Annotated in this window: 18 protein-coding genes; 8 read left to right on the forward strand and 10 right to left on the reverse strand. The window is 41.0% G+C overall.

All coding sequences use genetic code 11. From position 1 onward, the window contains the following. Positions 1-27 precede the first annotated feature (27 nt). Genes OZX68_04715 through OZX68_04740 form a run of 6 tightly spaced genes read right to left on the reverse strand, consistent with a single transcriptional unit; the run spans position 28 to position 5,375 of the window. Entirely contained in the window at positions 28-1,008 is a 981-nt protein-coding gene (locus tag OZX68_04715; protein ID WEV60232.1) for a nucleoid-associated protein, read from the reverse strand. A gap of 7 nt (positions 1,009-1,015) precedes the next feature. After that, entirely contained in the window at positions 1,016-2,269 is a 1,254-nt protein-coding gene (locus OZX68_04720) for a serine hydroxymethyltransferase (protein WEV60233.1), read from the reverse strand. Continuing rightward, positions 2,266-2,874, reverse strand: a complete 609-nt coding sequence (locus tag OZX68_04725) for an L-threonylcarbamoyladenylate synthase (GenBank protein WEV60234.1) — start codon at positions 2,872-2,874, stop codon at positions 2,266-2,268. The genes OZX68_04720 and OZX68_04725 overlap by 4 nt, the downstream gene beginning before the upstream one ends. Next, positions 2,864-3,682 carry a peptide chain release factor N(5)-glutamine methyltransferase gene (gene prmC / locus OZX68_04730; protein ID WEV60235.1) on the reverse strand — a complete coding sequence of 273 codons (819 nt, stop codon included), beginning with the start codon at positions 3,680-3,682 and terminating at the stop codon, positions 2,864-2,866. The genes OZX68_04725 and prmC overlap by 11 nt, the downstream gene beginning before the upstream one ends. A gap of 38 nt (positions 3,683-3,720) precedes the next feature. Next, positions 3,721-4,794: a peptide chain release factor 1 gene (gene prfA / locus OZX68_04735; GenBank protein WEV60236.1), complete on the reverse strand. Its 1,074-nt coding sequence runs from the start codon at positions 4,792-4,794 to the stop codon at positions 3,721-3,723. Continuing rightward, positions 4,794-5,375 carry a thymidine kinase gene (locus OZX68_04740; GenBank protein WEV60237.1) on the reverse strand — a complete coding sequence of 194 codons (582 nt, stop codon included), beginning with the start codon at positions 5,373-5,375 and terminating at the stop codon, positions 4,794-4,796. The genes prfA and OZX68_04740 overlap by 1 nt, the downstream gene beginning before the upstream one ends. A 174-nt stretch (positions 5,376-5,549) precedes the next feature. Between OZX68_04740 and OZX68_04745 the strand changes: the two genes are divergently transcribed. From OZX68_04745 to OZX68_04770, 6 genes are all read left to right on the forward strand, one after another. Continuing rightward, a complete protein-coding gene (locus tag OZX68_04745) occupies positions 5,550-5,732 on the forward strand; it encodes a 4-oxalocrotonate tautomerase (protein WEV60238.1) in 183 nt (60 codons plus the stop codon). Positions 5,733-5,779: 47 nt separating this feature from the next. Continuing rightward, positions 5,780-6,931: a cation:proton antiporter gene (locus OZX68_04750; GenBank protein ID WEV60239.1), complete on the forward strand. Its 1,152-nt coding sequence runs from the start codon at positions 5,780-5,782 to the stop codon at positions 6,929-6,931. A gap of 85 nt (positions 6,932-7,016) precedes the next feature. Beyond that, positions 7,017-7,730 carry a phosphopantothenate--cysteine ligase gene (locus OZX68_04755; GenBank protein WEV60240.1) on the forward strand — a complete coding sequence of 238 codons (714 nt, stop codon included), beginning with the start codon at positions 7,017-7,019 and terminating at the stop codon, positions 7,728-7,730. Next, positions 7,730-8,281 (forward strand): phosphopantothenoylcysteine decarboxylase, encoded by a 552-nt coding sequence (coaC, locus tag OZX68_04760; GenBank protein ID WEV60241.1) that lies wholly within the window; start codon positions 7,730-7,732, stop codon positions 8,279-8,281. The genes OZX68_04755 and coaC overlap by 1 nt, the downstream gene beginning before the upstream one ends. After that, complete coding sequence (locus tag OZX68_04765) at positions 8,268-8,858, forward strand: ECF transporter S component (GenBank protein ID WEV60242.1); 591 nt, start codon at positions 8,268-8,270, stop codon at positions 8,856-8,858. Before coaC ends, OZX68_04765 begins: the two co-directional genes overlap by 14 nt. A gap of 82 nt (positions 8,859-8,940) precedes the next feature. Continuing rightward, positions 8,941-10,659, forward strand: a complete 1,719-nt coding sequence (locus tag OZX68_04770) for a phospho-sugar mutase (protein ID WEV60243.1) — start codon at positions 8,941-8,943, stop codon at positions 10,657-10,659. 82 nt (positions 10,660-10,741) lie between these two features. Here OZX68_04770 and OZX68_04775 read toward each other — a convergent pair whose 3' ends face one another. The 4 genes from OZX68_04775 to OZX68_04790 all read right to left on the reverse strand — a co-directional run bounded on the left by OZX68_04775 (position 10,742) and on the right by OZX68_04790 (position 14,299). Continuing rightward, the gene (locus tag OZX68_04775; protein WEV60244.1) at positions 10,742-10,867 is read right to left on the reverse strand and encodes a DUF4044 domain-containing protein; all 126 of its coding nucleotides are present in this window, start codon (positions 10,865-10,867) and stop codon (positions 10,742-10,744) included. 82 nt (positions 10,868-10,949) lie between these two features. Next, on the reverse strand, positions 10,950-11,267 hold the full coding sequence (gene trxA, locus OZX68_04780; GenBank protein ID WEV60245.1) for a thioredoxin: 318 nt from the start codon (positions 11,265-11,267) through the stop codon (positions 10,950-10,952). Positions 11,268-11,364: 97 nt separating this feature from the next. Beyond that, positions 11,365-13,701, reverse strand: coding sequence for an endonuclease MutS2 (locus OZX68_04785; protein ID WEV60246.1), 2,337 nt, complete (start codon positions 13,699-13,701; stop codon positions 11,365-11,367). 34 nt (positions 13,702-13,735) lie between these two features. After that, the gene (locus tag OZX68_04790) at positions 13,736-14,299 is read right to left on the reverse strand and encodes a CvpA family protein (GenBank protein WEV60247.1); all 564 of its coding nucleotides are present in this window, start codon (positions 14,297-14,299) and stop codon (positions 13,736-13,738) included. A gap of 104 nt (positions 14,300-14,403) precedes the next feature. On the opposite strand from OZX68_04790, the gene rnhC reads away from it, so the two are divergent. Beyond that, the gene (gene rnhC / locus OZX68_04795) at positions 14,404-15,345 is read left to right on the forward strand and encodes a ribonuclease HIII (protein ID WEV60248.1); all 942 of its coding nucleotides are present in this window, start codon (positions 14,404-14,406) and stop codon (positions 15,343-15,345) included. 18 nt (positions 15,346-15,363) lie between these two features. Then, entirely contained in the window at positions 15,364-15,954 is a 591-nt protein-coding gene (gene lepB / locus OZX68_04800; protein WEV60249.1) for a signal peptidase I, read from the forward strand. Positions 15,955-15,985: the final 31 nt, after the last annotated feature.

A 15,985-nucleotide genomic window follows, 5' to 3' on the forward strand; every position in this document is an offset into this window, starting at 1 on the left:
ATATCACCTGCCCTCTAATTAGCAGTTTTACCACTTATTTTTTATTTCTTCAATATTTTTAATCAAAATCGAATAGCTCCCGTCCTCTTCCTGGATGAATTCGACAGAATCAACATCATCGTAGAGGCTTTGGGGCACCATGAGTTCAATCCCGTTTGAGAGGGAAAGTTTTTGATTGGATAATTTCTTTTCAAGTCCCTGACTGGAAATCTCTGAAAAATCCACCTTCTGGGGTAAAAGTTCCTTAAGATTATCCTTGAATTCAAGGCGGGCAGTCAGATTATCTGAGAAGAATTGATCAGCCAGGCTATCTGGATCAAGGGACTGATGTTCTTCAATCGATGCATGGACAATATTTTGAACCTTGGAAGAAAATTCAAAATCATCCCTATTAAAGTCACCAGCAACTGACTCGGCAGTCTTTTTGATGGCCTTCACAGCATGGTCAATTGACATATGGGGCTTATGAGCCAGAATATTTTCTGACAGGTAGTTATAAGTTTTTCCATTATGTTTGATTCTCTTTTCGATTAAATGATAGCTCCCTGACATCATGTTGATAACAAGAGCCTCATCGGCTGGACTACCTGCACCAGGTAGACTCTTTTGAGTTCTTTTAATCGTAATTGATTGATTTTCAACCAGGTGGGAAAAATTTTCCCGCAAAGCCATCCTCATAAAGGCAAAATGGCTGACTGCATCTTTTTCAAATTCAACAAAGAGTAGGTCACTTAGTTTGGGACTTTCAGCTAGGCAATATTCTTTTTGCCAAAGCCTTGCAATCTCCTTACTTGTTGCAAGAAAATCAGGCCCAATAAGGGCTAGAAAATTATTTTCAGCAGATAATTCACCCCTTTTGGCCTTGTCGGTGTAGACTTTTTCAAGCTTTTTACTGACATAGTCTAAAAGAGCAGGACTCAAATCAAGTAGATTTTCTGAAAAATCCAATTCTTCTTGGCCTGGGTCAAAAGAGTGAATGATTGCTTTTTTTACATATATGTCTAACATTTACTTATTATTTATACAGGGGGAACTTATCAGTTAGGTTTTTAACCTCAACCTTTACTTGATCAAGAACTTGAGGATTATTCTTATTCTTGAAAGCCTTAATGATAAGTCTTGCGACCTCCCTTGATTCTTCTTCCTTAAAACCGCGGCTAGTGATAGCTGGAGTTCCAATCCTTACACCACTTGTAATAAAAGGGCTTAGGGGTTCAAAGGGAATTGAATTTTTATTGAGGGTAATGCTCACCTCATCTAAAAGATTTTGAGCTTCCTTACCATTGATATCAAGACCTGTAACATCCAGCATGAATAAGTGATTGTCGGTACCACCACTTATGACACGAAGACCTTCTTCTTGGTCAAAAACCTCAACCATAGCCTGGGCATTTTTAATTACCTGACTTTGATAGTCAATAAAGTCTTGCCCCATCGCTTCTTTAAAGGCAACAGCCTTGGCTGCGATGACATGCTCTAAAGGTCCCCCTTGAATACCTGGAAAGATGCTGCTATTTATCTTCTTGGCTAAATCCTCATCATTGGTAAGAATCATTCCTCCGCGAGGTCCCCTTAGGGTTTTATGGGTTGTAGTTGTTACAAGGTCAGCATATTCCATAGGATTTTGGTGGAGACCAGCTGCTACAAGACCTGCGATGTGAGCCATATCGACCATCAGTTTTGCCCCAACCTCATCAGCGATTTTACGAAATTCGGCAAAATCAATGGCTTTTGAGTAGGCTGATGCTCCAGCTACGATAAGTTTAGGTTGAACCTCACGGGCCAAGTCTAAAATAGCCTCATAGTCAAGCTCTTCTGTTGTTGAATCAACTCCGTAAGGTGTAAAATCATAGGTCTTTCCTGAGAAGCTTACTGCTGCCCCGTGGGTTAAGTGTCCTCCAGCTGCAAGGTCCATTCCCATTACCTTGTCACCTGGTTGAATCAAGCTCATATAAGCTGCCTGGTTGGCCTGGCTACCTGAATGAGGCTGAACATTTGCAAACTTAGCTCCAAAAAGTTCCTTGGCCCTTTCAATGGCTAAATTTTCAACCACATCGACAGCCTCAGTTCCGCCGTAATAACGACGTCCTGGATATCCTTCAGCATATTTATTTGTTAAAAGACTTCCTTGAGCAGCCATTACAGCAGGACTGGCCACATTTTCACTGGCAATTAACTCGATGTTTTGTTGCTGGCGATTTTCTTCTGCACGCACAGCTGCCCATAATTCAGGGTCTTGTAAGATGTAATCTTCTTCCTTAAAAATCATAATAGCTCCTCAATACTTTCTAATTTCACTGCCCCCTGCCTTAAAATACGCGGGTTTCCCTTTGAAAAATCGACAATGGTTGAATCAAGTCCGCTGATACTTTGATCATCCTCCTTAAGGGCCCTAATCTTGCCTTTAAAATCTTGCAAAACTTGGATAGCCTTTCTTGGACTGGCTTGACCCGTAAGATTGGCACTTGGTCCCACAAGAACCCCTACTTTTTTTATAACCTCTAAGGTAAAGGCATTGTCTGGCATCCTAAAGCCTACAGTATCCTTTCCTTGATTAATGTAGGGCGGAACCAAATCACTTGCCTCAAGAATAATTGTTAGAGGACCCGGCCAAAATTTTTCAATTACCTGCTCAAGATTTGCAGGCTGATTTTTAGAGTACTTGTAAAGATCAGAAAGACCTGAAATATTCAGATTTAATGCATGATCAAGATTTCTTCCTTTTACAGCAAACACCTGTCTGACAGCTGCTTCATTAAGAGCATCCGCAAATAATCCGTAGACTGTTTCAGTTGGCATGGCGACGAGCTCCCCTTCTTTTAAGAAGTTTGCCGCTAAATCAAGTTGATTATCTGCTAAAATTTCAGTTTTCATCTACTGCCACCATCCTATCAAGTCCAGCCAAGTCCTTAAAAACTCTAATTCTTTTAGCTGGAAAGGCTTTTAAAAATATTCCCTCAACCTGGCTGGCCTGCTTGAAACCGATTTCCAAATAAATCTTTCCCTGCTCCCTTAAAAATTGAGGGGCACCCTGGGCGATTTTTTCATAAATCAAAAGACCTGAGTTTTCAGCATAAAGGGCCAAATCTGGCTCATACTTAATGACCGACTCATCCATATATACTTCTTCATCAAAGGAAATATAAGGTGGGTTGGACACAATTATATCAAAATTTCCCCAAAGATTCGAATAGACGTCACTTTGGACAAAGTCCACCTGGAGCCCTTTATCAAGGGCATTTTTTGAGGCCAAATCAAGGGCGTCTTGGGAGATGTCAGCAAGAACCAAGTCCCAGTCTGGGCGGGCTTTTTTAAGAGATAAGCCAATGGCTCCAGAACCTGTACCCAAATCAAGCACCCGGAGCTTGGTCTCTTGATTTTCTTTGAGGATTAAATCAACTAATTCTTCCGTTTCAGGTCGGGGAATTAAAACCCTTTGATCGACCTCTAAATTTAGGTCATAAAAATCAGTATTACCCACTATATACTGAGCAGGCTCCATCTTTTCAAGCCGCTGTGATATTTCTTCTAAAAGAAGGAGGTTATCTTCTGTAACCTCCTCATTAAGCAATTTTACATAATCCAAGGTATCAAGTTTTTTGAGATGGCGAAAAACATAGGCCAGGTCCTCCTGATTACTTGCTTCGATTAATTTTTGTTCAAAGAATTCCCTATATTTCATCCTTACTTCCTTAGACTATCTAGCCCTCTTACATCCTTTTATTTATTCAGCTCTTCTAGTTTTTGAGTTTGGTCATAAATCACTAGAGCGTCAACAACCTCATCAAGCTTACCAGCAATAATCTGGTCAAGTTTTTGAACAGTAAGACCAATACGGTGGTCAGTCACGCGGTTTTGCGGGAAGTTGTAGGTTCTGATACGCTCAGAACGATCCCCTGTACCGACTGCTGACTTACGGGTAGCGTCATACTCGCTTTGGGCCTCTTGGGCATAGTGGTCGTAAACGCGGGCACGGATAATTTTCATGGCCTTTTCCCGGTTCTTTTGTTGGCTACGCTCATCCTGCATTTCAACCTTGATACCAGTTGGAAGGTGGACAATACGGACTGCTGAGGCAGTCTTGTTGACGTGCTGACCTCCGGCACCTGACGCGTGGTAGATGTCTGTACGTAAATCTGAATCTGGGATGTCGATTTGCACATCTTCAGCCTCTGGTAGGACTACTACTGTGGCAGTTGAAGTGTGGACACGTCCTTGGGATTCCGTTGAAGGGATACGCTGCACACGGTGGGCACCTGACTCATACTTAAGTTTTGAGTAAACAGAGTCACCTGAAACCATGGCGATAACTTCCTTATATCCCCCAACTCCAGTGATGTTTGCTTCCATGACTTCAAACTTCCAACCTTGACCTTCAGCATAGCGTTGGTACATGTTTAGAAGGTCTCCTGCAAAGAGGGCCGCTTCGTCACCACCTGCTGCTCCTCGGATTTCCATGATGATGTTTTTATCATCGTTAGGGTCTTTTGGTAGGAGAAGAATCTTGATTTCTTCTTCTAGTTCTTCCTTGTGGGCCTTGGCTTCTTTAAGCTCTTCTTTGGCAAGTTCAACCATTTCATCGTCAAGACCGCTTTCTCCCAGTAATTCCTCACTGTCAGAGATTGTCTCAAGGGTTTTCTTGTAGTCGCGGTAGGCTGCGACAGTTTGGCGGATGCTTGCCTCCTCCTTAGAAAGAGCCATAAAGCGTTTGGTATCACTTACTACTTCTGGGTCACTTAAAAGCTCTCCAAGTTCTTCGTAGCGGTCTTCTACCGCCTGAAGTTGATCATACATTAGTTGTTCTCCTTAATATCTGGTTTAAAATAGTGCTTGCGGCAAACCGGAAGATAAGACTCATTGCCTCCAATTTGGATGGGTTCTCCTTCATAGATAGGACTTCCATCTACAAAATGGAGAATCATGATTGCCTTTTTACTACAGTACCAGCAGATTGTTTTTATTTCTTCAATTTTATCAGCCAAGAGTAGAAGATGTTTTGATCCCTCAAACATTTCATTTCTAAAGTCATTTTTTAGGCCAAAGGCCATGACTGGTACATTCAAATCATCTACAATTTTTGCTAAGTCATAAACATTTTTCTTACTCAGGAATTGACATTCATCAACAAGAATACAGTAAGGTTTTTCTTCCATCTGATTGATATAAGCAAAAAGATCCATATCATCCGTTACTGGAAGGGCTGGACGACTCATGCCAATCCGTGATGAAATTACCCCCACACCGTCCCGGGTATCTAGGGCACTGGTCATCAGAACCACTTTTTTTCCTTGCTCCTCATAATTATGAGCAACCTTTAAAATTTCAATCGTTTTGCCGGCATTCATTGAACCGTAGCGAAAAAATAACTGTGCCATTTGTTAAAAACATCCTTCCCAATCATTCAAAGCCCTCAAAGGCTAAATGAATTCCTAAATGATTTTACCATAGAAGGGACTTTTTTTCTAGCCAGGCTTTTTTCAATTTCTAAGCTAACTTTCACTATTTTCAGAAATATGTTATAATTTTTTTAAAAATTTGAGGAGAATCTTATGCCCTTTGTCCGTATTGACCTTTTTGAAGGCCGCACTGAAGAACAAAAAATAAATTTAGCCCGTGAAATTACAGAAGTTGTCACCAAAAATACCGGTGCTCCAGCTGAAGCCATCCACGTTTTTATTAATGATATGCCTGAAGGTACTTACTACCCACATGGCCAAATGAAGAAAAAGTAATATGACCTTGGGTCATATTACTTTTTTTAATGTATATAGGAGGAAAGATGTCACTTTTACTACAAGTTTTAATCATTTTATCAAGCCTTTTTCTAGCAAGTTTGTTGGCCCAAAGATTAGGGATACCAGTTGTTGTTGGCCAACTTTTAATGGCCCTGATTATAGGTCCTGTCCTAGGACTCATTAAAGAGGGAGAGGTTTTGGACTTTTTAGCTGAGATTGGGGTTATTTTCCTAATGTTTCTGGCGGGATTTGAAGCCAATCTTACCCTCCTCAAAAAATACATCAGACCAAGTATATTAGTGGCCATTTTGGGAGTTATCTTCCCAGTCATTATTTTTTCAGGCTACGGGGCAGGCCTTTTAGGACTTAATGCTCAAAAATCGCTATTTCTAGGTCTTATTTTTGCTGCAACAAGTGTCTCCATTACCATTGAAGTCCTGCAAGAATATAAGAAGATGCATACTCGATTTGCTGCCATAATCCTTGGAGCTGCCATCCTCGATGACATCCTGGCTGTCCTCTCTCTAAGCCTACTTTCACCAGGCAATCAGATCAATCTCTACCAACAGATGCTTGGTCCCCTTTTATTTGTTGCTCTTCTCTACCCCCTAGCCACCTATCTTTTGCCCTTAATTTTTAAATTAGGTCAAAACAAGCAATTTTTTGCTGGTGACCTGACCCTATCTCTGATTACCTGTCTGGCTCTTGCTGCTTTAGCTCAAACCCTTGGCATGTCAGACGTTCTTGGTGCCTTCTTTGCAGGCCTTATCCTGGGTCAAAAAAGGGATCTTTTCTATAGTGATGCCCATCTGGTTGAAAGTCAAATGGCAAGTATGGCCCAAAGTTTTTTCATTCCCATTTTTTTAAGCTCCATTGCAACACCCCTAATATTTGCGGGTCTTGGCCAAAAGATCATGGCAATTTTGATTCTTACAGGCCTTGCCCTTGTATCAAAAATCTTGCCAGCCTATGTAGCCGCAAGAAGCTTTAGAATCACAAGGGTTGAGTCCCTAATAATTGGTACAGGAATGGTCAGTCGGGGGGAAATGGCCCTAATCATTGCAAAAATCGGCCTAACGAATGGCCTTCTGGCAGCTAGTTTTTATTCCCAAGTGGTCTTGGTCATTATTGCTACAACAATTTTAGCTCCCCTCATGCTCAGGCTTCTCTTTAAGTTTTCTCGTGCAGGTGCTTGAAATAATTTAGCTTAATTGCTAATTTAGCAAATTTTTAATATAATTGGCTGACATCATCACAAGTTACAAGTTAAAGGAGATTTTGATGAGAGTTCTCATTACATCAGGTGGCACTACAGAAAACATAGACCAGGTTAGGGGGATTACAAACTTTGCAAGCGGAAGTCTTGGCAAAATACTTTGTGAAAAATTTTTAGATGAATCCTGGCAGGTTATTCTTCTGGCTGGTAAAAATGCCGTCCTGCCCCCAGATCACGACAATCTTCAAATAATTACCATCACTGACACTTACAATCTTGATCAGCATATGAAAAAATTAGTTCCCACAGTCCAGGCCGTAATCCATACCATGGCCGTAAGCGACTACAAACCTCTTTATATGACTGATTTTTACGAACTTGAAGAGGCTAGCAATCTTGCTGATTTTCTGGACCTTAAAAATACTGACAAAAAAATCTCATCTAGCTCTGACTATCAGGTTCTTTTTCTCAAGAAAAACCCTAAAATAATCAGTAAAATCAAGGATTATAAGGAGGATGTCATCCTAATTGGCTTCAAGCTTCTTGTTGGTGTCTCCAAGGAAGAACTCCTAAGAGTCGCTCGGATGAGTCTTAAAAAAAATCGGGCCAACTATATTTTTGCTAATGACCTGGACCATATTTACGGAGATAGGCACATGGGTTACCTCCTTGATGACAAGAATGAATATCCAGCTACTAGTAAAAAGGAAATCGCAGACCTCATCTTTGATAAGGTAAGTGACCAAGTAAGGCAACTTGTGAAAGGAGACCATAAATAATGGCGAATATAACCCTTGCTGTGACAGGTAGTATCTCGGCCTATAAGGCTGCTGATTTGATTTCCTCCCTGAAAAAGGCGGGTCATGATATTACCGTTCTTATGACCCAAAGTGCCCAGCAGTTTATCACTCCTTTGACCCTACAAGTCCTTTCTAAAAATGCTGTTCACACGGATATTATGAATGAAGAGTCACCTAGTGTGGTAAATCATATCGAGCTTGCTAAAAGGTGTGACCTCTTTGTTGTAGTCCCTGCTAGTGCTGACACCATAAGCCGTCTGTCCCAAGGACGAGCCCAAGATATTGTAAGCTCTGTTGCCCTGGCCCTTGATGGTTCAGTCAAAAAGTTACTTGCCCCAGCCATGAATACAAAAATGTATGAAAATCCTTTGACCCAAAGAAATATGGATATCTTAAGGTCGGTCGATTTTGAAATTATAGAACCCAAGGTCTCTTTACTAGCCTGTGGGGATTACGGTAGGGGGGCACTTGCTGACCTATCTGACATTGAAAATAAAATTAAGGAGTTGTTAACTGATGAAAAAAAATAAGGCTTCCGATATAGCAATTTTATCCATCCTACTAGCTGCCATGCTGGTAATTAATGTCCTAGCTCAGGTAATTTTTACCCTTTGGCCTTTTCCTATCAGACCTACCCTGGTTCATATCCCAGTTATCGTCGGCTCAATTATCCTAGGCCCTAAAAAAGGAGCCTTCCTAGGATTTTCCATGGGAGTGATGAGTAGTCTGACCATGACCCTTCTTACAAGTCCCACAAGCTTCTTATTCACCCCTCTACAGCCCCTACCAGGTACCAACCATGGTGACTTACGCTCCCTTCTAATTGCCTTTGTCCCAAGAATTTTAATTGGGATTATCCCCTACTATGTCTTTAAGGCCCTTAAGTCATATCCCAGAATTGGAGCAGGCCTTGCAGGTCTTGCAGGGAGTCTGACTAATACTATTTTAGTCCTTTCAGCTATTTACTTTATTTTTGGGGATGTTCTTGGTTGGTCCCTTAAAACAGTTCTTACTACAATTGTGGGCACCAACTCAATTGCTGAAGCCATTTGCTCAACCGTCCTTGTGGCAGCAATTATCCCCATCTTAATAAAAATCAAAGATTGAAGATAAAGCGTGTAAAAACGCTTTTTTTATGCTAGAATGTAAATGTTTACATACAGTCTGTAAAAAGGAAAAGGAGAATTACATGAGTTACAAGGACACCTATCAAGTATGGCTAAATAATGAAGAGCTTGATTCACATTTGAAGAAGGAATTAAAAAATCTTACTGATGAACAAATTGAAGACGCTTTTTATACCAACCTTGAGTTTGGTACTGCGGGGCAACGTGGTCTGATTGGAGTTGGGACCAATAGGATGAATATCTACACAGTCCGCTTGACTACTGAAGGACTAGCTCGTCTAATGGACAGTAAGGGTGAGGCTGAGAAAAAACGTGGAGTAGCTATCGCCTACGATTCACGTCATTTTTCATCTGAATTTGCCATGGAGGCAGCAAGTGTTTTGGCTTCACACGGCATTCCTTCATATGTTTTTGAATCCCTAAGACCAACACCTGAGCTATCTTTTGCCGTGCGTGACCTTAACGCCTTAAATGGAATCATGATTACAGCTAGCCACAATCCTGCACCATATAATGGTTACAAGGTTTACGGTGAGGACGGTGGACAAATGCCTCCACATGATGCCGATGCCTTAACTAAATATGTTGATGAAATTGATGATATCTTCTCTATCAATCCAGGTAACACTAATGACTACCTAAGGGAGGGACTAATTACAATCATCGGAAAAAACATCGATGACAAATACCTAGCAAACCTTAAGTCAGTTACCATCAATCAAAAGCTAATTGATGACTTTGGACGTGACCTTAATATCGTATTCACACCACTTCACGGGACTGGTGAGATGCTTGGTCGTGCAGGTCTTGCTCAGGCTGGTTTTGATAAGATTGCGGTCGTTGAAGAGCAGGCCATTCCTGATGGCGACTTCCCAACTGTTAAATCACCAAACCCAGAAAGCCAAGCAGCATTCGCTCTTTCTGAAGAGTTGGGCCGCGAAGTGGGAGCTGAGATGCTTGTAGCAACTGACCCAGATGCTGACCGTATCGGAGTTGAGGTTCTTCTTCCAAACGGAAACTACCAACCACTTTCAGGAAATCAAATCGGTGCTATCTTAGCCAAATACATCCTTGAAGCTCATAAGCAGGCTGGCACTCTACCAGAAAATGCTGCTGTCCTAAAATCAATCGTCTCAACTGACCTTGTTGCCCGCATTGCTGAAAGCTACGGGGTTGAGATGATGAACGTCCTTACAGGATTCAAATTTATCGCTGAAAAAATCCAAGAATTTGAAGATACTCACAGCCATACCTACATGTTTGGTTTTGAAGAAAGCTTTGGTTATCTAATTAAACCTTTCGTTCGTGACAAGGATGCCATCCAAGCTCTTGTGCTCATTTGTGAGGTTGCAGCCTACTATAAATCTCTTGGTAAGACCCTCTACGATGGTATTCAAGATATTTACGCTGAATATGGCTACTTCATGGAAAAAACAATCTCTGTAACCCTTGAAGGAATCAACGGAAGCGAGCAAATCAAAGAAATCATGACCAAGTTCCGCACATCTGCTCCAAAAGAATTTGACGGAATGAGCGTTGTCTTGACTGAAGACTTCAAGGAACTTACTGCCACTTCTAAGGACGGAGCGGTTGAAAAACTTACAACTCCACCAAGTGATGTTCTTAAATACCACCTTGAAGATGGTAGCTGGATTGCTGTTCGCCCAAGTGGAACTGAGCCAAAAATTAAATTCTACCTGGCTGTTGTTGCTGATACTGAAGCTGCTGCCCAAGCAAAACTTAACAACATTGAAACAGAAATCAACAACTTTCTAGCATAAAAATAACCCCCTACTAACCTAGGGGGCTTTATTTAGATGGTAAAACAGGAAAACCACCCGAGACTGGGTGGTTTTTACTTACTTATAAAATAGCTGACAAAGCTGCTCCAAGAGCTCCTGCAAGGGTTAAGATAAGCATAATCCATGCCACAGCTATTACCATTTTTTGAAAGGGAGTTTTCCCCTTACTACGTTCCTGATATGCCATAACTACCTCATTTCTTGGCTAGTTTATCAAAATTTTTCCCCTTTTGCAAGTTGACCTAAATGGCTAGGTTCAAAAAGCAATCTTAGGCTTCAAGTTCCTTAACAATGGCAAGAATTTGATCCTTAGTATGAACACCTGCAACCTGCTTAACAACTTCACCGTCTTTTTTGAAAAGAAGGGTAGGAATACTCATAACACCAAATTGTGAAGGTGTAGTAGGATTTTCATCTACATCCATCTTAACGATTTTAAGTTCACTTTCATCGATTTCATCTGAAAGTTGATCAAGGATAGGACCTTGCATACGACATGGACCACACCAAGTTGCCCAAAAATCAACAAGGACTAAACCTTCTTTTGTTTCTTCTACGAAATCTTTATCTGTAACTGCTACTACCATTTTAATTTCCTCCTGTTTACTTTTCTTTGTGTTTATGGATAGCTTTCCATCTGCTTTTATTCTACTAAATTTTCTTAAAAATTGCTTGCTATAAGGCTTACTTTAAGATAGCAATGGTTGCACCACTTCCGCCAGCATTTTGCGGAGCATAGTCATAGGACTTGATATGAGGATTTCTTCTCAAATACTTCTGCACCATCTCCCGAATAACTCCTGTACCGATACCATGGACAATGGTAATTTGCCCCATATTGTTTAAGAGGGCTTGGTCGATGTATTCTTCAAGGTCACGCTCAGCCTCCTCATAACGCATTCCCCTTAGATCAAGTTGACCCTTGAGGGTTTTACCCTGACTCCTTTTAACAACGTTAACCTTCTTCGAAGCCTTCTGCTCCTCTTTTTTGATGGGTTCAAATTCGTCTTCCCCTAGGCGGGTGTTAATAAGTCCCATCTGTACCTGCCAGCGGCCATCTTTTTCAAGCTTAACAAGGGTTGCCTTTTGGCCGTATTCATTAACAATAACCTCAGCTCCAGGCTTAAGACCACGAGCCTTCTTGGCCTTCTTAAGTACCTTATTTTTTGACAAATCGACTGTTTGTGGGGCAAGTTTTGAAAGTTCAGCCTTGGCATTTATAATCTCATGTGGCTTAAGTTGTGACCTTTCATTTAGATCCTTAAGGATTAAATCAGCTTCTTCTGTTGCAAGCTTGATAATATCTTGAGCTTCAACCCGTGCCTTATTTAGCTCCTGCTCCCTATCCCTATTAAAGGCCTTATACATCTTGCTTAAATCATTGTGGAGCTTCAGGTTTTCAGCTTCAAGCTTTTTGATGTTGGTCAGGCTTTCACTCAGGGAATAATTTTTTTCTTCAAGATTTGCAATCATAAGGTTTACATCTTGATCATTTTGGTCAATCAAAGACTCTGCCTGCTCAATAATCTTATCAAAAAGTCCCAGGCGTTTTGAAATTTCAAGGGCATTAGACCGCCCCGGAACGCCCATAATTAGACGGTAGGTTGGTCTAAAATTATCCAGGTCAAACTCCATGCTGGCATTGATTACACCAGGATTTTCGACCCCGTAAGCCTTAAGTTCAGGATAGTGGGTGGTGGCCATGGTTTTGGTCTTAGACAGGCGGAGGAAATCAAGAATGGAAATGGCAAGGACTGCCCCCTCCTTGGGATCGGTACCAGCTCCTAACTCATCTAAAAGAACCAAACTATCCTTGTCTACATGATTTAGAATATCAATGATATTTGTCATGTGACTTGAAAATGTCGACAGGCTTTGTTCAACAGATTGTCCGTCACCAATGTCTGCAAAAATTTCGTTAAAGATACCAATCCTACTTCCCTCTTCAGCAAGAATAGGAAGCCCTGATTGCCCCATAAGTTGGGCTAGACCAAGGGTTTTTAAGCTGATGGTCTTCCCACCAGTATTTGGACCTGTAATAACGATGGTATTAATGCTTGCATCAAATTTTAAGGTATTAGGAACAGACATGGAATCATCGATTAGGGGATGGCGGACCTCATACAGGCTAATATCCTTATCAAGACTTAGCTCAGGAATCACGCCCTTTCTTTCAAGCTTGTAGCCATACTTGGCATTGATTAAGTCAAAGTGACCTAAAAGCCAGTTATTCTGCCTTAAATCCTGGCTGTGAGGTCTTAGGGCATCAGATACCAGACTTAAGATTCTTTCAATCTCATTTCGTTCTTCAAGCTTGTTTTGAGAAAGTTTATTATTTAAAGACAGGGCTTGCTTGGGCTCAATGTAGACCGTCTGGCCACTTGCACTCATGTCATGAACCACTCCAGGTACCTTGTTTTTGCTTTCAACCTTGACAGGTAGAACTTGGCGATCATTTCTGATGGTGATGATTGACTCACTTAGATTGCTGGCATTTTTAGATAGACTTTCCTGCATGATTTGTCTGATATCTGCCTCAAGTTTCTTAGAAGACATCCTAAGCTCAAAAAGCCTATCACTTGCTGTATCAAGAATGTGGCCTGTTTCATCAACAATTTGCAAGAGACCATTTAACTTTGGTAGGTCCTTAAACTTATCAAGGAGATTTTTTAGGCTATCAAAGGTTACATTTTGGCAGTCATAAAAATAATTTAAGAGCTCACTTACGACTCTAGTGACCCGCTTAATCTTAGCAAGCTCAACCCCATTCAGATTGGCTTCAAGATCAAGCCTTCTTAAAATATCGGTTAAATTTTCAGTTTGGCCAATTTTTAAGGGACCATTTTCTTGGATGGCACTTGTAAGCTCAGAAAGCTCCTTAAACCACTCTAAGATTTTGTCCTCCCTGGTCGTGGGTAGAAGGTTTGCGAGCTCCTCTAGCCCCTGGGCTGTATTTAAAAAGGGGATAAATTGCTCCTTAACCTTTTGAAATTCAAGGGTTGTTAGTATTTTTTTATTCATTAGTTCTCCTGCTATCTAAAAAAGGGCATAGGCCCTATTTAATTGGATTCAAATGGATGATATTTTCAAAGAAACTGGTTAGTAAAAATTTTGAAAAAATCGGAGTATCAGTAATCATAAATTTTACCAAGCCACTTGAAAATAACTTGTCCTGAATACTATTGATGGGCATCATGGCAAGAATGGTAAGGCCTGTTTCCAGCATAAAGTAGGTAGTTAAAAGGGCTAGAAAGCCTGATATGATAGACCCTGCTAGACCAAGGGGCTGGGAATTTGATAAAAAGCCCAAAAAGACACCAACTAGTCTTGCTGCAAGGTAAGCTCCCACTAAAATTATTAAAAAGGCGATTCCTGCATAGTAGGTCTTATCAAGTTGGAAGATTATATCCTGATTAAAAAATTTAAGTTTACTGTCTACACCTGCATTGGCAAAGGGAATCCACATAGAAATCTTTGCTGCAAGGGTTTGATAATTTTTTAGGGCAAAGGCTCCTGCCACAAGTATAGCCAGGCTGTAAAATAGCTGAAGGTACAAGCCCCTCAAATACCCCACATAAAAGGCCCAAGCCAAAAGTATCATAATTATAATTGAAATCATAGTATACTCATTTCCTATAGTTTAAGTGACCAGCACTTCTAGTCCATTATATCGCAAAACTTGTTTTTTTTAAACTTTTGTTAATTTATGATAAAATTAAGACCATGAATATAGTTATCAAATCAAATCCTAAGGAAATAAGTGCTATCAAGGATCACTATAAAAAGTATCTTGTCCCCCCAAAAAATCCCTATGTTAGCTTTATGGCCAAGATGCCAGGGCTTGTAGTTACAGCTTACACATCCCATAAGCTTATGTTCCAAGGTAGTCTGGCAGACCAGGCTGTCACATCCCTTGGCCTTCACAAGACAACAGGAGCTAAGGCAGTAAAATCAAGTGGAGGAGCTGTTCGGCCTAAGTCTAACACCCAAGCTCACAGTCAGGCCAATATAATTGGAACAGACGAGGTTGGTAACGGGAGCTACTTTGGTGGCCTTGCTGTTGTGGCAAGCTATGTGGCTGAAAGGGATGTTCCTGAGCTTAAAAGGCTTGGAGTTGATGACTCTAAAAACCTTAAGGACCAGCAGATTTTAAGGCTTGCTCCCATCCTTGAGGGCATGCTCAAACACACATCCATCCTGCTAAGTCCAAGCAAGTACAACCAAGCCATTGATGCAGGTTATAATGCTGTAAGCATCAAGGTCCACCTGCACAATCAGGCCATCTTCCTTCTGGAGAAGAAACTAGCTGATGATGACCACATCAACCAACTGGTGATTGATGCCTTTACCACCCCCAACAACTACCAAAAATATGCTAGAAAGGAAAGAAATCATCCCCAGACCGAGCCCAGCCTTATTCAAAAGGCCGAGGGCCAATTCCTAGCTGTTGCTGCAAGTTCTATTATCGCTAGAAGCCTTTTTCTAAAAAATCTTCGCGACCTATCAGATGATCTGTCCCTTGGACTTCCTAGCGGAGCCGGTAGTAAAAGTGATTTGGTGGCAGCACAAATCATTACCCAAAAAGGCATGGCCACTCTTGAAAAAACGGCCAAAATGCACTTTAAAAATACGGAAAAGGCCAAAAAGCTTGCTGGCTTAAAATAATAATAAAGGAGCACAATTATGAAATTTATACGAGAATGGGGATTTGTAATCTTTATAGGACTTGTTATGCTACTATCAAGAATCTATCTGTGGGCACCAGTAAGTGTCTCGGGGCATTCAATGGACCCAACCCTTGCTGACAAGCAGTATCTGATTATGATTCGCTCAAAGGATTTTAAACGCTCAGATATCGTTGTTGCCAAAGAAACAGATAATGGCGAGACCAAGGATATCATCAAGCGAGTTATCGGTCTTCCTGGAGATAAGGTTGTCTTTAAGGACGATGTCTTAACCATCAACGGAGAAGTCATCAAGGAAGACTATCTTGATGACTACAAGGCCAAGTTTAAGGAAGACAAACTTCAAGCAACCTATGCCTTTGACTCTTTCTTCCAGGAGCGAGCTGCAAATTCTAAGGCCTTTACAGTTGACGCTCAGGGAAATCCCGACTTTGAAATCGATTTGGCTGACGACCAGTATCTTCTTCTAGGAGACAATAGGATTGTCTCAAAAGATAGTCGCCAGGTAGGAAGCTTTACCAAGGAAGAAATCCTAGGCAAGGCTAAATTTAGACTTTTCCCCCTAAAAACACTTGGACCAATTAAATAAAATAAAAACTCTAATAGTAACTATTAGAGTT

This window comes from Streptococcaceae bacterium ESL0729 (assembly GCA_029391995.1).
GTDB lineage: Bacteria > Bacillota > Bacilli > Lactobacillales > Streptococcaceae > Floricoccus.

What these genes read in the sequence shown, in the direction of transcription:
- OZX68_04745 (WEV60238.1), top strand. Translation starts at nt 5,550, where the DNA reads ATGCCCTTTGTCCGTATTGACCTTTTTGAAGGCCGCACTGAAGAACAA.
- OZX68_04785 (WEV60246.1), bottom strand. Translation starts at nt 13,701, where the DNA reads ATGAATAAAAAAATACTAACAACCCTTGAATTTCAAAAGGTTAAGGAG.
- OZX68_04775 (WEV60244.1), bottom strand. Translation starts at nt 10,867, where the DNA reads ATGGCATATCAGGAACGTAGTAAGGGGAAAACTCCCTTTCAAAAAATG.
- trxA (WEV60245.1), bottom strand. Translation starts at nt 11,267, where the DNA reads ATGGTAGTAGCAGTTACAGATAAAGATTTCGTAGAAGAAACAAAAGAA.
- OZX68_04725 (WEV60234.1), bottom strand. Translation starts at nt 2,874, where the DNA reads ATGAAAACTGAAATTTTAGCAGATAATCAACTTGATTTAGCGGCAAAC.
- OZX68_04790 (WEV60247.1), bottom strand. Translation starts at nt 14,299, where the DNA reads ATGATTTCAATTATAATTATGATACTTTTGGCTTGGGCCTTTTATGTG.
- OZX68_04750 (WEV60239.1), top strand. Translation starts at nt 5,780, where the DNA reads ATGTCACTTTTACTACAAGTTTTAATCATTTTATCAAGCCTTTTTCTA.
- OZX68_04770 (WEV60243.1), top strand. Translation starts at nt 8,941, where the DNA reads ATGAGTTACAAGGACACCTATCAAGTATGGCTAAATAATGAAGAGCTT.
- prfA (WEV60236.1), bottom strand. Translation starts at nt 4,794, where the DNA reads ATGTATGATCAACTTCAGGCGGTAGAAGACCGCTACGAAGAACTTGGA.
- OZX68_04715 (WEV60232.1), bottom strand. Translation starts at nt 1,008, where the DNA reads ATGTTAGACATATATGTAAAAAAAGCAATCATTCACTCTTTTGACCCA.
- OZX68_04765 (WEV60242.1), top strand. Translation starts at nt 8,268, where the DNA reads ATGAAAAAAAATAAGGCTTCCGATATAGCAATTTTATCCATCCTACTA.
- OZX68_04740 (WEV60237.1), bottom strand. Translation starts at nt 5,375, where the DNA reads ATGGCACAGTTATTTTTTCGCTACGGTTCAATGAATGCCGGCAAAACG.
- OZX68_04755 (WEV60240.1), top strand. Translation starts at nt 7,017, where the DNA reads ATGAGAGTTCTCATTACATCAGGTGGCACTACAGAAAACATAGACCAG.
- OZX68_04720 (WEV60233.1), bottom strand. Translation starts at nt 2,269, where the DNA reads ATGATTTTTAAGGAAGAAGATTACATCTTACAAGACCCTGAATTATGG.
- prmC (WEV60235.1), bottom strand. Translation starts at nt 3,682, where the DNA reads ATGAAATATAGGGAATTCTTTGAACAAAAATTAATCGAAGCAAGTAAT.
- lepB (WEV60249.1), top strand. Translation starts at nt 15,364, where the DNA reads ATGAAATTTATACGAGAATGGGGATTTGTAATCTTTATAGGACTTGTT.
- rnhC (WEV60248.1), top strand. Translation starts at nt 14,404, where the DNA reads ATGAATATAGTTATCAAATCAAATCCTAAGGAAATAAGTGCTATCAAG.
- coaC (WEV60241.1), top strand. Translation starts at nt 7,730, where the DNA reads ATGGCGAATATAACCCTTGCTGTGACAGGTAGTATCTCGGCCTATAAG.